This is a genomic window from Planomicrobium okeanokoites, from assembly GCF_003428875.1.
Classification (GTDB): Bacteria; Bacillota; Bacilli; order Bacillales_A; family Planococcaceae; genus Planococcus; species Planococcus okeanokoites.
Map to the genome: position 1 here is coordinate 842,878 of NZ_QQRS01000001.1, position 14,568 is coordinate 857,445.

At 45.0% G+C, this 14,568-nt stretch carries 15 protein-coding genes; 4 read left to right on the plus strand and 11 right to left on the minus strand.

Annotated features, from left to right (window positions below):
* Positions 1–99: 99 nt before the first annotated feature.
* The 7 genes from D2910_RS04305 to cyoE form a co-directional block, all read right to left on the minus strand.
* On the minus strand, positions 100–564 hold the full coding sequence (locus D2910_RS04305; protein WP_117312493.1) for a DUF420 domain-containing protein: 465 nt from the start codon (positions 562–564) through the stop codon (positions 100–102).
* A gap of 23 nt (positions 565–587) precedes the next feature.
* Complete coding sequence (ctaG, locus tag D2910_RS04310) at positions 588–1,511, minus strand: cytochrome c oxidase assembly factor CtaG (RefSeq protein ID WP_117312494.1); 924 nt, start codon at positions 1,509–1,511, stop codon at positions 588–590.
* A gap of 208 nt (positions 1,512–1,719) precedes the next feature.
* The gene (gene ctaF, locus D2910_RS04315) at positions 1,720–2,052 is read right to left on the minus strand and encodes a cytochrome c oxidase subunit IVB (RefSeq protein WP_117312495.1); all 333 of its coding nucleotides are present in this window, start codon (positions 2,050–2,052) and stop codon (positions 1,720–1,722) included.
* 1 nt (position 2,053) lies between these two features.
* Positions 2,054–2,680, minus strand: coding sequence for a cytochrome (ubi)quinol oxidase subunit III (locus D2910_RS04320; RefSeq protein WP_117312496.1), 627 nt, complete (start codon positions 2,678–2,680; stop codon positions 2,054–2,056).
* Positions 2,667–4,556, minus strand: coding sequence for a cytochrome c oxidase subunit I (locus D2910_RS04325; protein WP_117312497.1), 1,890 nt, complete (start codon positions 4,554–4,556; stop codon positions 2,667–2,669). The genes D2910_RS04320 and D2910_RS04325 overlap by 14 nt, the downstream gene beginning before the upstream one ends.
* A gap of 33 nt (positions 4,557–4,589) precedes the next feature.
* Positions 4,590–5,672: a cytochrome c oxidase subunit II gene (gene coxB / locus D2910_RS04330; protein ID WP_117312498.1), complete on the minus strand. Its 1,083-nt coding sequence runs from the start codon at positions 5,670–5,672 to the stop codon at positions 4,590–4,592.
* Positions 5,673–5,719: 47 nt separating this feature from the next.
* Positions 5,720–6,637, minus strand: a complete 918-nt coding sequence (cyoE, locus tag D2910_RS04335) for a heme o synthase (RefSeq protein ID WP_117312499.1) — start codon at positions 6,635–6,637, stop codon at positions 5,720–5,722.
* Between the two features lie 348 nt (positions 6,638–6,985).
* Here cyoE and D2910_RS04340 point away from each other — a divergent pair, with 348 nt between their 5' ends.
* Entirely contained in the window at positions 6,986–7,897 is a 912-nt protein-coding gene (locus D2910_RS04340; protein ID WP_101801967.1) for a COX15/CtaA family protein, read from the plus strand.
* Between the two features lie 31 nt (positions 7,898–7,928).
* Here the strand turns inward: D2910_RS04340 and pyc are convergent, their stop codons facing one another.
* The 3 genes from pyc to D2910_RS04355 form a co-directional block, all read right to left on the minus strand.
* Positions 7,929–11,369 carry a pyruvate carboxylase gene (pyc, locus tag D2910_RS04345; protein ID WP_117312500.1) on the minus strand — a complete coding sequence of 1,147 codons (3,441 nt, stop codon included), beginning with the start codon at positions 11,367–11,369 and terminating at the stop codon, positions 7,929–7,931.
* A 15-nt stretch (positions 11,370–11,384) separates the two neighbouring features.
* Entirely contained in the window at positions 11,385–12,551 is a 1,167-nt protein-coding gene (locus D2910_RS04350; RefSeq protein ID WP_101801965.1) for an FtsW/RodA/SpoVE family cell cycle protein, read from the minus strand.
* 66 nt (positions 12,552–12,617) lie between these two features.
* The gene (locus D2910_RS04355) at positions 12,618–12,899 is read right to left on the minus strand and encodes an Fpa/YlaN family protein (RefSeq protein ID WP_084244919.1); all 282 of its coding nucleotides are present in this window, start codon (positions 12,897–12,899) and stop codon (positions 12,618–12,620) included.
* Between the two features lie 167 nt (positions 12,900–13,066).
* Here D2910_RS04355 and D2910_RS04360 point away from each other — a divergent pair, with 167 nt between their 5' ends.
* Genes D2910_RS04360 through D2910_RS04370 form a run of 3 tightly spaced genes read left to right on the plus strand, consistent with a single transcriptional unit; the run spans position 13,067 to position 14,238 of the window.
* Complete coding sequence (locus tag D2910_RS04360; protein ID WP_084244917.1) at positions 13,067–13,573, plus strand: molybdopterin-binding protein; 507 nt, start codon at positions 13,067–13,069, stop codon at positions 13,571–13,573.
* 12 nt (positions 13,574–13,585) lie between these two features.
* Positions 13,586–13,789: a YlaI family protein gene (locus tag D2910_RS04365; protein WP_084244915.1), complete on the plus strand. Its 204-nt coding sequence runs from the start codon at positions 13,586–13,588 to the stop codon at positions 13,787–13,789.
* Positions 13,789–14,238, plus strand: a complete 450-nt coding sequence (locus D2910_RS04370) for a hypothetical protein (RefSeq protein ID WP_101801964.1) — start codon at positions 13,789–13,791, stop codon at positions 14,236–14,238. The genes D2910_RS04365 and D2910_RS04370 overlap by 1 nt, the downstream gene beginning before the upstream one ends.
* Here the strand turns inward: D2910_RS04370 and D2910_RS04375 are convergent.
* Positions 14,232–14,558: a YlaH-like family protein gene (locus D2910_RS04375; RefSeq protein WP_084244911.1), complete on the minus strand. Its 327-nt coding sequence runs from the start codon at positions 14,556–14,558 to the stop codon at positions 14,232–14,234. The two genes, D2910_RS04370 and D2910_RS04375, sit on opposite strands and share 7 nt — an antisense overlap.
* Positions 14,559–14,568: the final 10 nt, after the last annotated feature.

Sequence of the window (14,568 nt, forward strand, 5' to 3'; positions counted from 1 at the left end):
CCCCCAGGAAAGCGAAGCTGTTTTGCGCAATATCAATTGCTTATAGTTATCTTTTTTCAATAAACTGTAAAAGGAGAACCCCTTGAGGTTCTCCTTTTCTTATTCTCCGCCAAGAATCGCTTTGATCACTGAAGTTGTCGGTCCGCCTTTATAGATTACATATAATAGCAGATAAACCATCACACCCGTAATTGCTGTAAAGAACCAGATGACACTGGTATAAGGACCGATTTTGCGGTGTTTATCCAAACGGTTCTTCAAGCCCCACCAAATAGTGATCAATCCCATGATCCCGCCTGTTGTCGCCAGGGTGATATGGAAGACAAGAAAAATCGTATAGAAGATTTTATACTCTTCCGGTCCGCCGAATGCAGTGTTTCCAATGAAGATCGTACGTGACGCATAAATGATGAAGAAAGTCAGAGCTGAAGCCCCTGCTGCAAGCATCACCTTTTTATGTGCTTCGATCCTGCGCTGCCGGATTAGATTCCAGCCAATCGCTACAAAAATAGCGCTTAATACGATAAAAAATGTACTGATAGTTGGCAATAGCGGTAAATCCATCTCTTTTAATCCCCTTTTATGCTTTACCCATTATGTCGGTGATAAGCCATCTCTTTTCGATCCTGCAACACTTTCGCAGTAATTTCATCTGCATTGTCATTTTCATTGCGCAGCCATTCATAGAATACCAGCCAAATGAATACAGTAAATACTAATTCCTGAAGCACTTTCATCGTGATTCCACCGGTACGCTGATCTTCAATCAAACTCATGGACGTAAACAACTCGGGACCGGAGAGATTCAATTGTGATAAAGTTCCGACCGGCACACAAAGTGCCATTGCCTGAAGCCAGGCATCCGCATCTGTATAAGTCGCATAGAACGGTGAACTGCTAAAAATGATCAGTGCACATGCTGGCGTCATCAGGACACTCAGTCCGAAAAGGAATCCGAGTTTTTTCAAACCGTGGAATTTATGCATCCCTTCCAGATTATTGACTACCGGCCACCAGTAGAAGATCGCGAAAACGAACAACAGACTGCTGACAACAGCATGAAGCAGCATATCCTGTTTTACGAAATCGAATACAAGCGGCAAATGATAGACTGAGAAGAACAATCCGAACAGAATCAGCGCAAGCATCGGTTTAGTGAAGAACATGAACAACGGTCTGATGACAGGAAGATCGATGAACCATCTCCACAGCCATGACGGAATCCCCATAATAATCAGAGGGGGCGCCAACAACAAGAGGAATGCCATCTGCACCATATGCATCGTAAATGTAATATGTCCCAATAGGTCGACAGGCGACCCTTTAATAATATATAACAAGGCCATTCCGGAAACGAACAGCAGCGCTTCTTTTTGCTTTAAAGGTTCACTGTCCTTAAATTTACCTCTCCACTTGGTTGTGATTAAAAAATAGAAGAGAGTGATCAAGACAAGGGCTCCTAAGTAATACGGACTCCATAAAGCCTGAAATCCGAAAATACTGATTGGCATGCCTAACATACCTCCTTTTCCTCAAGTACCCCCATTATATAGCGGAACCCCCAGCATATCAATGAACGAATCATGACATTTCCCGTACTCCCCCTATATTTAGTTTATGCTACACATTTCAGTTGTCTCCAACATCTTTCACTATTTGTTTAATTACAAAAAAAAATCCCCTTTCACAATTATGTGAAGGGGGATTTTATATTGCTATTTACCACCAAACGATAGTTACAAGTGCCAAAATCGTGATGAAGGCGACAAACATTCCACTGAACATGAAAAATGCTACTGTTCCGTGGCCTTTATTGCTTAGGTGCATGAAATGATATAGCTGAAGGACTACTTGAACCGCAGCCAATAAAAGAATGATTGGTACGATCAGGTAAGTCGAGAATCCAGCCGCCACCATCGTGAATGCAATTAATGTCAGGAAGATCATGATTGCAAACGATGTTAGCTGGTGACGCATTTCAGCTGATCTCTTCTTCTTTAAAAATTCGTGCTCAGCGTGTGATCTGATTTTTTCAGTTGTATCGTGTGCCATATTAACCGATCACTCCCATCAGATAGACTACAGTAAAGATGAACACCCATACTACGTCGATGAAATGCCAGTATAATGCTGCAAGGTAGAATTTAGGTGCGTTATACATATTCAATCCGCGTTTTGAGTTGCGGATCATCAAAGCGATGAACCAGCTAAGTCCGAATAGTACGTGGGCACCGTGAGTTCCGACAAGTGTAAAGAATGCAGAACTGAACGCGCTGGTCGTATAGCCGAAGCCAAGGTGCACATAGTGGTTGAACTCATAGATCTCCAAACCAAGGAAAGTAAGTCCAAGCAAAACAGTTATGCCCAGCCAAGCCTGCATGGCTTTGAAATTATGGTTTTTCATATGATGCATTGCATACACACTTGTCAACGATGAAGTCAATAGGATCATTGTCATCGCAAAAACCAGTGGAAGTTCGAATAATCCTGCAGCTGTAAATTCAGAACCCTCAGGCCCTCTGTCTTTCAAAGCCAGATAAGTGGCAAACAGAGAGGCGAAGGTTACAGTTTCAGCAGCCAGAAGCAACCAGAATCCGACGAACTTGTTTTTACCTTCCAATGTCGCCGTTTCAGGATGATCCGGCCAGGATTGAGCGGTATATCTCTTATTTAAGTCCATCGGTGTTGCCTCCTCTCTTAGCATCTTCGATCAATTCTTCTTTCGTGATATGGAAGCCCAGATCATCTTTCAATGAACGGACAAGCATCGAACCGAAAGTGATTCCAAGACCGATGATCAATACAGCAAGTGCCCAAGGTTTCGAATCATCGAGGAAGTAAAGTGCACCGAATGCTGCAACGAACATTCCGAATGACATGATCAATGGAATGATGGAACCATTAGGCATGTGGACATCGCCAAGCGGCTCTGCATAGACCATACCTTCTTTATTGCCTTCCATTTTTTCGATCCAATAAGTATCCAAACCACGGACCAATGGAGTTTGTGCAAAGTTATAGAATGGCGGTGGTGAAGGGATCGCCCATTCAAGTGTACGGCCATCGCCCCATGGGTCATTGCCGACACGTACATTTTTAACAGTAGTCAATACTACGTTAACCAACATTACCAGTACACCGATTGCCATGAACAAAGCACCGACGGAACTGATCATATTGAACAGGTCCCAGCCTTGGTCAGCGCCGAATGTGTAAACGCGGCGCGGCATACCCAGTAACCCTAGGAAATGCTGGATGAAGAATGTCAGGTGGAAACCGATGAAGAAGAACCAGAATGTGATCATTCCAAGTTTTTCGCTCAACATTGTTCCGAACATTTTTGGCCAGTACAAATGCGTACCTGCCAGGATCGCCAACACTACCCCGCCTACGATAACGTAATGGAAGTGAGCGACGATGAAGTAAGAATCGTGCAATTGGTAATCAAGCGGCGCCATAGCTTGCATGACACCCGTTACCCCACCGGCAACGAACGATGGAATGAAAGCAACTGCATAAACCATAGGTACGGTGAATGAAATGCTTCCTCCCCAAATTGTAAGGAGCCAGCTGAAGATTTTAATACCCGTTGGAACCGCGATGATCATTGTCGCTAATGCGAATACCGCGTTGGCAGTTGGCCCAAGACCGACAGTGAACATGTGGTGAGCCCATACCATGAATCCGTAGAAACCGATAAGGATTGTTGCAAATACTAGAGCTGTATAACCGAATAGGCGTTTTCTCGAGAAAATCGCGAAGATTTCAGAGAAGATACCGAATGCCGGCAATACAAGAATGTAAACTTCAGGGTGACCGAAAATCCAGAATAAATGCTCCCAGATGATCGTGTTCCCGCCCATTTCGACTACGAAGAAATTCGCGCCGAACAAACGGTCAAATACCATAAAGAATAATCCGATTGTAAGTGGCGGGAATGCCAGCAAGATCAATGCTGAAGCGACGAAAGTCGTCCATGTGAACAATGGCATCCTCATATAAGTCATACCAGGTGCGCGCATATTGATGATCGTTACAAGGAAGTTGATCCCTGCAATCAATGTACCGAAACCTGAAATCGTCAGTCCAAGTGAATAGAAATCAATTCCGTGCCCTTCAGAAGCCAAAGCGAGTGATGCATAGTTTGTCCAGCCGGCATCAGGTGCGCCGCCCATGAACCACGAAAGGTTCAGGAAGATTCCCCCGAAGAAGAACAGCCAAAATCCCAAAGAGTTCAAGAATGGGAAAGCTACATCACGTGCCCCGATTTGAAGAGGCATAACTGCGTTCATGAACGCCAGCAGCAATGGCATTGCCGCCAAGAAAATCATGGTAGTACCGTGCATTGTTATAATTTCGTTGTATAATCCAGCACTTAGGAAATCATTTCCTGCCTTCATCAACTGGATCCGGATCATCATTGCTTCCAGTCCACCTACAAGGAAGAAAAAGCCGCCTGAGATTAGATAGAGGATAGCGATTTTCTTATGGTCTACTGTTGTCAGATAATCCCATATGACTGCGCCGAATCCCTTTTTTTGAGCTAAAGAACTCACACTGTATACCTCCCTTTTTACACTCTGACGCTTTTACTCTTCAACAGACAGGCTCATCAGGTACGCAGCTAGCGCATCGAGTTCCTGTTCGGAGAATGGTTCTCCGCCGTTGTTGGTTTTGCCGTCAGGCATCAAGTTTCCTGGTTTGTATTCCTGTGGATTTTCAATCCAGTTTTTCAAATTCTCTTCATTATGTTCCAAAAATCCAGCTACACGGTTGCGATCGCCGAAGGTTGTAAGGTTAGGTCCTTGCATCCCTGCAGGAGCAGTTCCTGAAACAGCGTGGCAGCCGATACAGCTGTTGGCGAATGTTTCTTCACCTTCTTGTGCAAGTGCTTCAGCTGCAGGTTCAGGTTCTTCCTGCATTGCCGCGATCCATTGATCGAATTCTTCACGGTCCACTGATTTAACTTTAAAGTCCATCAATGCGTGTGATGGCCCGCAAAGCTCAGCACACTTACCATAGAAGACGCCGTCTTCGAGTTCAGAAGATTCCTGATCGAATTCAAGATAGAATTTGTTGACGTTTTCCGGGTTAACATCGAGTTTACCGCCGACTGAAGGAATCCAGAAGGAGTGTTTGATATCAGCAGAGATCAGATTGAAGTAAACGCGTTCATCAGTTGGAACAACCAATTCCTGAGCCGTTACAACACCTTGTTCAGGATATTCAAATTCCCACCAATACAGTTTAGCTGTAACGTTGACAGTAAGATTCTCTTTTTCGCCTTCTTCAGTTTCAGCATCCATAGCAGTAACATCCGCCAAATCAAAAGTAGAATATACTGTCGGCACTGCAAGGATCAAAAGCAGTACGATTGGAACTGCTGTCCAGATAAATTCAAGTTTCGCGCTTCCTTCAACTTGTTCCGGGATCATATCATCCCCAAGCTTAGAGCGGCGGAACTTAACAATCGCCAATACGAAGATGACTGATACAACTATAATTACAAAAGTCATTACGATTGTAGACAAGATCAGAAGATTGAATTGGTCCTGCGCAACCTTGCCAGCAGGGATCAGAGTCGAAATCTCTTCACGCCCACAGCCCGACAGAAAGACGAGCAATGCTGTCAACAATGCGAAAAGACGCCAATTAGTAAGTCCTTTCATCATAGCTTTTCTTACCCCTCTCTCATTTAAAAGTTTTTAAGTATAGGAAATCAGACGAATACAGCAAATATGATCATCGCAACGAATAGAATCGTCATATAGTTCAACGAATAGATGAACATACTCTTCGCCCATTTCAGATCATCTTCCACTTTAAAGCCCCGGATAGCCAGAAACAGCCAACCCAGATTCAAAAGTGTTGCTAAGATGAAGAAGCCAATTCCCAATTCCGGCAAAAGGAATGGTAAAGGGAACAGCATTAAAACCCATGCCAGCATAGATTTTTTTGTCCGGTGGAAACCTTTCACCACCGGCAGCATCGGGATATTTGCAGCCCGGTACTCTTCCGTCCGTTTCATGGCAAGCGCATAAAAATGCGGCGGCTGCCAAATGAACATAATCAGGAACAATGCCCAGGCACCGGCACCCAAAGTTGGTTCAACTGCGGCCCATCCGATAAGCGGCGGGATTGCTCCCGAGATGCTGCCGACAATAGTATTGCCGACATGTCTTCTCTTCGACCACATCGAATACAGGACCACGTATGCCAGAGTTCCTGCTATGCCGAGAACCCCGGCTGAAACAGATGCGGAAAACAAAAAGATTTCGCCTAAAACAATGAAAGAAACAGCGAGTGCCAGAACAGCAGATGGTTTGAATCTCCCTGTTACCGTCGGCCTTGATTTCTTGCTCGCCATCAATGGATCGATATCTGTATCAATATAATTATTCATGGCAGCAGAACCTGCTATGATCAATGCTGATCCGACCAGGGTGTAGACGAGGATGTCCAAATGCTGTAGAAAATGTCTGTCAGAAAACTGAAACGCCAGCCACAGTCCAGTGAATACTGTAATCAGGTTCGAATTAACAATCCCGATTTTTATAAGTGCCAAAAAATCCTGGACAAAGGTGGTAGTTTCCGGCGCATCATGTGCTTCCGCAGACATAGACCGGCCGTTCGACATTCAACCTCCTCCTTTCAAAGTTGTAAGCATAGTCCGCTAACCATAACTATATCTAAAATCCAGCCGTTTTTCTACATATAACTGAAATTTAACGATAAAAGCTATGAATATGGGGAGTTAGCCTCAAATTGCACTCACCCTATCATACATCACTGCACCTCCATTTTTAATAATGAAAAATAATAGTTTTTGAACAGTTTGTGAAGGCTCGCCTTAATATGTCCAAATATCGAAAGTTTCCGGTATTGCTGATTTTCCGTTGTGTTTTAAGCAGAGTTTCGCTATTATCGAGTATGCAGGTTATGGACGGATAAATGTATTTTCATATAGAAAAAGTAGGTGGCATTCTTGCAGCAAAACAAATATATAAAATGGTTCGCAGTAGCAGCTTCAATCGGCATGCTTTTTATTCTGCTGGGAGGCGCTCTTGTCACCAAGACTGAAAGCGGAATGGGCTGCGGACGGCACTGGCCTGGCTGTAATGGCCAACTGATCCCTGAGGTCATAACAGCTGAAGTGCTGATTGAGTTTTCCCACAGATTGGTTACAGGAGCTGTCAGTATTCTGATCCTGATTCTGGCTGTCTGGGCTTGGCGAAAATTCGGCCACGTGCGTGAGACCAAATTTTTAGCTGTCACTTCCGTTTTCTTCCTTGTTCTGCAAGCTTTGATCGGTGCAGCGCAAGTATTATGGGGCCAGGGTGATTTTATACTCGCTCTCCATTTCGGAATCTCCCTTATCTCTTTTGCATCTGTGTTATTGCTGACGCTTCTCGTTTTTGAAGTGGATCGTAAATTCGATACAGAGAAACTGAAGATCGGCAGAACACTGAAATTCCACACGATCGGTGTTACGTTATATTCTTATATCGTCATTTATACAGGGGCGCTTGTCAGACATACCAACTCCAGTCTGATCTGTTCTGACTGGCCGCTATGCCGCAACGATTCATTTGCCCTCCCTTCCAATATGTATGAATGGGTTCAAATGGGACACCGTGCTGCAGCCGGTTTGATCATCATCTGGATAGGTGTCATCATGTGGCACGCCATCAAGCATTATAAAGACCAGCGAGCAATTTACTGGGGCTGGATCATCGCCTTCACGATCGTTATGATGCAGGCGACGACAGGCATGCTGGTGGTGCTGACAAAGTTAAATCTTGCTGTTGCATTATTGCATTCCCTCTTCATCAGTTTATTATTCGGGCTGTTGTGTTATATGGTACTTCTGGTTTCACGGAGTTATACAAAATCATAAAAAACGCGGACGCAAATGCGCCCGCGTTTTTTTAATTTCTTTCCATTTCTATCAGCAGGTCTCCAGTTGAAATACCATCTGCGGCATTCACATGGATTTCCGTAATTGTTCCGTCGAAAGGTGCCTGCACCGTCGTTTCCATTTTCATGGCTTCCGTCACAAGCAGATGGTCGCCGCGTTTTACTTTGGCGCCTTTCTCTGCAACAACTTTCAAAACAGTGCCAGGCATCGTAGCTGCGATATGGCTTTCCTGAGTTGGGTCCGCTTTCGGTTTGGCGGCACTGTCAGTTTCTACCGTCATATCTTTGATGCTCACTTCACGCGGCTGGCCGTTCAATTCAAAATAAATGGAACGGGTACCGTCTTTTTGCGGTTCGCCGATAGATACCAATTTAACGATCAGCGTTTTCCCTTTTTGGATTTCAACTTCGATTTCTTCTCCGAGCCTCATGCCATACAAGAACGTCAGCGTATCCAGTACGGAAACATCACCGAATGTTTTATTCGTCAACGAATATTCATCAAAAACTTTCGGATAGAGAGCATAAGCAAGCACTTCATGGCTGGTTACAGGACGATCCAGTTTCTCAAAAAGCTTTTTGCCGATGTCATCAAAATCCGCAGGTTCCAGAAGTTCACCTGGACGAACCGTGATCGGCTTCCGCTCCTTCAGAACCACTTTCTGCAATTCTTCAGGGAAACCGCCGTGTGGCTGACCGATATATCCTTCGAAGAATTCGATGACCGATTCCGGGAAATCGATCGTTTCGCCTCTGGAGATGACCGTTTCTTCATCCAGATCATTCTGCACCATAAAGAGCGCCATGTCTCCCACTACTTTCGATGAAGGCGTAACTTTCACCACATCACCGAACAGCATATTGACACGGGAATACATTTCCTTCACATTTTCCCAGCGCATCCCCAGACCGACAGCTTTGGCCTGCTGCTGCAGGTTGCTGTATTGGCCGCCTGGCATTTCGTGGACGTAGATTTCCGAATGCGGGCTGTTCATGCCGCTTTCGAAATCACTGTAGTATTTACGGACATCTTCCCAGTAATGCGAAAGTTTTTCTTGTGCCTGAATATCCATACGGACTTCGCGGCCGCTGCCGTTCATTGCGTAATACAATGAATTCGAGCTTGGCTGCGAAGTAAGCCCTGCCATGGAACCAAGTGCTGTATCGACAATATCAACCCCAGCCTGGATGGCTTTCGAATACATATAAATTCCGTTTCCGCTCGTGTCATGTGTATGGAGATGGATCGGCATGGATACCGTATCCTTCAACTCGGAAACTAAACGGTAAGCAGCTTCTGGCTTGAGAAGGCCCGCCATATCTTTGATGGCTAAAATGTGCGCGCCGGACGCTTCGAGCTCTTTCGCCATATCTTTGTAGTACTGTACAGTATATTTATCACGGCTTGGATCCAGGATATCGCCGGTGTAGCATATTGCCGCTTCAGCAATTTTGCCGCTCTGCCTCACTTCATCGATAGCCACTTCCATCCCTTTGATCCAGTTGAGACTGTCAAAGATACGGAATACATCGATTCCCGCTTCACCTGATTTACGCACGAAATCACGGATGACATTATCCGGGTAGTTTTTATAGCCTACTGCATTCGCTCCTCGGAATAGCATCTGGAACAGTACATTCGGCATCTGCTCCCGCAATTTGATCAAACGCTGCCAAGGATCTTCTTTGAGGAATCGGTAAGAAACATCAAAAGTCGCCCCTCCCCACATCTCCATTGAAAACAGGTCTTTCTGCAAATGCGCCGTTTCTTTTGCAACAGCAAACATGTCATATGAACGGAGTCTCGTGGCTAGGAGAGATTGGTGCGCATCACGGAATGTCGTATCTGTCAGGAGGACATCTTCCTGTTCATGGATCCACTTAGCCAATCCTTCCGCTCCTCTTTCATCGAAAATCTGCTTCGTACCTGGCGGCAATGTTGTGCTCAGATCGATTTCCGGTTTTCTTGGCGCCGCGTGAATCGGTTTCTTTTTCTTTTCGATTCCCGGGAAACCGTTGACGGTGACATTGCCGATATAGCTTAACAGTTTGGTCCCGCGGTCCTGCCTTACCGGGAACAGGAATAATTCAGGTGTAGAATCGATGAAGCTTGTATCAAAATCACCTTTGATGAAACTAGGGTGTTTAACTACATTTTCCAAAAAAGGAATATTTGTCTTTATTCCACGGATACGGAACTCCTGTAAATTCCGGTCCATTTTGCCTGCCGCTTCCTTGAATGTAAGCGCCCAAGTGGATAATTTCACAAGCAGTGAATCATAATACGGTGAAATTACTGCGCCTTGGAAAGCGTTGCCTGTGTCGAGACGGACACCGAATCCGCCACCGGAACGATAGACCATCAGTTTACCGGCATCCGGCATAAAGTCATTAACAGGATCTTCAGTAGTCACACGGGATTGAATCGCAAAACCGAATAACGGAATTTCATCCTGTGAAGGAATGGAAATCACATCACCGTGAAGTTCATGGCCTCTGGCGATATGGATTTGGGAATGGACTATGTCTATTCCAGTAATCATTTCCGTTATCGTGTGCTCTACCTGGATACGGGGATTTACTTCTATAAAGTAGAATTCATCATTCGATACAAGGAATTCGACTGTCCCTGCATTTATGTAATCAATATTTTTCATCAGCTTTACTGCAGCATCACAGATTTCATTGCGCAGGTCATTGCTGATTGAATTTGAAGGCGCTATTTCCACGACTTTCTGATGGCGGCGCTGAATCGAGCAATCGCGTTCATAGAGGTGGACGATATTGCCATATTGGTCACCCAGAATCTGGACTTCGATATGCTTCGGTTTCTCAACAAATTTCTCTACATACATTTCATCAGAACCAAAAGCAGCTTTCGCTTCCGATTTCGCTCTTTCATAAGATGATGCCAGTTCTTCCTCATTGCGGACAATCCGCATGCCGCGGCCACCGCCGCCTAAAGAAGCTTTGATCATCAAAGGAAAACCGGCTGTCTTAGCGAATTCTTCCACTTCCTGGAGTGATTCCACCGGTCCGTCAGTTCCAGGTATTACAGGAATTCCGGCAGCAATCGCCTGTGAACGCGCTTTCACTTTATCGCCGAACATGTCCAGGTGCGCTGAAGTAGGTCCGATGAACAGGATTCCTTCTTCTTCACATCTGCGTGCAAAATGAACATTCTCGGATAAAAAGCCGTAACCCGGATGGATTGCATCAGTATCCGTGTCATTTGCGATACGGATGATATCTTCTATATCCAGATAAGCATCAATCGGCTTTTTACCCTTTCCTACCAAATACGATTCGTCTGCTTTATAACGATGATATGAACCGCTGTCTTCTTGTGAATAAATTGCAACTGTTGGAATTTTCAGTTCTGTACAGGCGCGGAAAACCCTGATAGCGATTTCTCCGCGGTTTGCCACCAAAATCTTATTGATCTTTTTCACAATGCAGCACACCCTTTATTTTTTTGTTTTTTCATATTTGTGGAACATGGAGACATTCATTAAGACTCCCATAGCTAACGATAACAAAATTACGGAAGTTCCGCCATAACTTATAAATGGCAGGGTAACACCTGTCAGTGGAATCAGCCCGGATAATCCGCCCAGATTGACGAAAGTCTGTATGCCGATCATGCTGGCGATACCCGCTGACAGCATTCGCGCCAAAGGATCTTTCGTGGTCATGGCGATCGACAGGCCCTTCAGCACAATAAATCCAAGTCCTCCGATCACGAATACCACACCCAGGACTCCAAGTTCTTCAGCTACAATGGACATGATGAAATCCGTGTGCGGTTCCGGCAGATAGCCCAGCTTCTGTATGGACTGTCCCAGACCTAAACCGCTGATCCCGCCAGAACCGATTGCGAGATAGCCGTTTACAATCTGCATGCCAAAGCCCAATTCATCCACGAAAGGATTCAGGAAGGCTTCCAGACGTCCAAGCCGTTTCTCTGTCAGAATCATATCCTGCGCAAAAATAAGGAAAGGAACGATGAAAATAGCGGCTGCCGCTGCCACAATCCCGGCAAGTTTCAGGAACATGCTGAAACGGATCCCGCTGGCTGCCATGACACTCAAGCCCACTAATGCGATGATCCCCATTGACCCGATGTCAGGTTCCCTGAACACCAGGAACAACGCGAAAGCCAAGACGATCACCGGAGGGATGATCGATTCGTTCAGTTGATTGATCGTACCTTTTTTGTATTTATTCGAGAAAACGCCAGACAGATAGAAGATCAATCCCACTTTCGCAATTTCAGAAGGCTGGATGCTGGCAAAACCGATGTAGATCCAGCTTTGCGCCCCGCCTCCGGCATATCCGATAAAGTGCACCAGTATCAGGCCGCTGAAAACGACGAAAAGGATCGACATCATCATCCACTTCTTGCTGAAATGCTTATAAGGGAAAATAGCGCCCAGCACAAACGCCGGCAACGCCAAGGCTAAGTTCACTATTTGCTGGTTGAAGAAGTGATTGGGCTCCCAGCCATATCTGTAGACGGACCAGGCCATGCTTGCACTGTATATCATGACCAGGCCAAAGAGGGTTAATGCGAGATAAACGAAAAGAAGGGGGTAATCAAAATTAGCGGCATAGCGCTTTATGTACTGTTTCATATATTCAAACCTCATTTATAATTTTTCTTAGTAAAAAAACTCAAACAAAAATCGTTTGAGTTTGCTTTATTTATTCGTATACGCTTCATGAAGGATGGATAATTTCTTTTCCAGCGTATCCATTAAGTTTTTACCGTCTTCCTTTTCAATCAGGCCAAGCTTCACTGCAAAATCGATTTCACGCGACAGACCGAACATTTGCGTATCAAGGACTTCTTCATATAATGGGCAGGACGGCAAAGTCAGATTGTCCATTTGGACTTTTATCAATTGCTCTATTTTCAGCGCATCGGCTTTGAGGAGATCCAACGCTTTATGCTGATAAGTTTGTTCTTCTGTATGTTCCATGAGGACTCCCCCATTTACTGAAATTTCTTCTATTCGACCTGTTTAAAGTGTATCTTTTAAACAGCCAAATTGCAAGCCTCCTCTTCTCCGGAAGCAATCACTTTAGGAACTTGACAAAGACAGGTATACTGATAGAAGAGAGATTATCTAGATGGAGGGTTTTACTAATGGAATATATTATTCAATTCAAAGGCGACGTGGGATTTAAACTGACTCTGGATCCAACAGTGTGGATTTTTGACGACCGTAAACTGGACCTTGAAAAGTATTTTACTGAAGATCGCATCGAACGTGATGAAATGGAAGAATATAAACGTGGCATGGGTGAACATTGGTCACGTGAAATTATGGAAGGCGCAACAGTGCCCCCTACTTTGAATTCAGAGAAAAAGTATAAAAAGCAAGAGAAGCAAGAGATGCTTACCGGCACTTTCGGCATCCTCTTCAAGCCTTTCATCGAAAATGCCGAACCATATAAGACTGCGGAAACCGTTGTTTTTGAAACGGCTGATGGCGACTTCAGCTTCCCACTCGAAGCTTCAAAAGAACTGGTGCTGAAATTCAGCCATGAAGGCAAGCCGCTCCGCGAGGACGGCCCTGTGCATGTACTGTTGCCTGATGGAAGCAATCTTGGCAATCCGATCACAAATGTATCAGCCATCCGCGTAGAATAGGAGTGAAACAAAATGCGTGTTAAATGTGTAATATGTGACACCATCGAAGAACTGGTGGATGATACGCTTGAGGCTAAGCGCCTCAGAAACCGCCCCATCCACACCCATATGTGCAATAATTGCCACCAGCGGATCGAGCAGCGGACCAAAGAACGGCTGGCAACCGGTAATTTCCACTTTTACCGCAGCTCACGCAAGATCGAGGAAGACTTTTGATGAAGTTCCTGAAAGGGGTCTGGATCGGATTTTGGAGCGGGCTGATCCTGGGTCTATTATTTAAATGGATACAGGCTGTAACAGGCGTAAATGTGTATTTGCTTCTATTGAATGTGGATTTCATCCCTGTTATCGGTGAAATAGAATGGTCTGAAATGACAGAGTTTTTATTTCATACCGCGGTTTCCGTCGTAATCGGCATCGTTTACGTCTACTTCGCGAAACGCCGTCCCTACACATTCGGTCAATTGACTGTTCTCAGCCTGATCCTTTGCTCACCGACATATATACTCTATTTCGTATTATCATCGTTGGCGATCACCGACAAGGTGCCAGGCCTTACCGACTGGGAAGCGATCACGTATTGGATTTTCGGCCACCTCGCCTATTCCCTGCTGCTTCCTATCCTGTATAAAACGTTCGAAAGAAAAAACGCTGCATCTCAATGAGATGCAGCGTTTTCGCGTTTTTCGCGCCATAAGCGGATTTTATAAAGAATCAGGATCAGCGCGGCAATGACCAGTCCCTCGACAACCGGCAGGAAAAAGGCAAGAAATGTTAACCCTAAACCTCCAGCTGCAAGGAAAAGACCTATTACGATGTTTTTTCCGAGCGGCAGCTTTTTAGCAAAACCCAATTTATATACCAAAGCTGAAAGCAACAGGATAATTGCAAATAATGCATATCCTGCCACTTCGATTGGCAGGTTCTGATAAAGAACTCGAGCTACCGGATACATACTGTCATAGACAAAGGATCGTTCATCCACGGATTATACA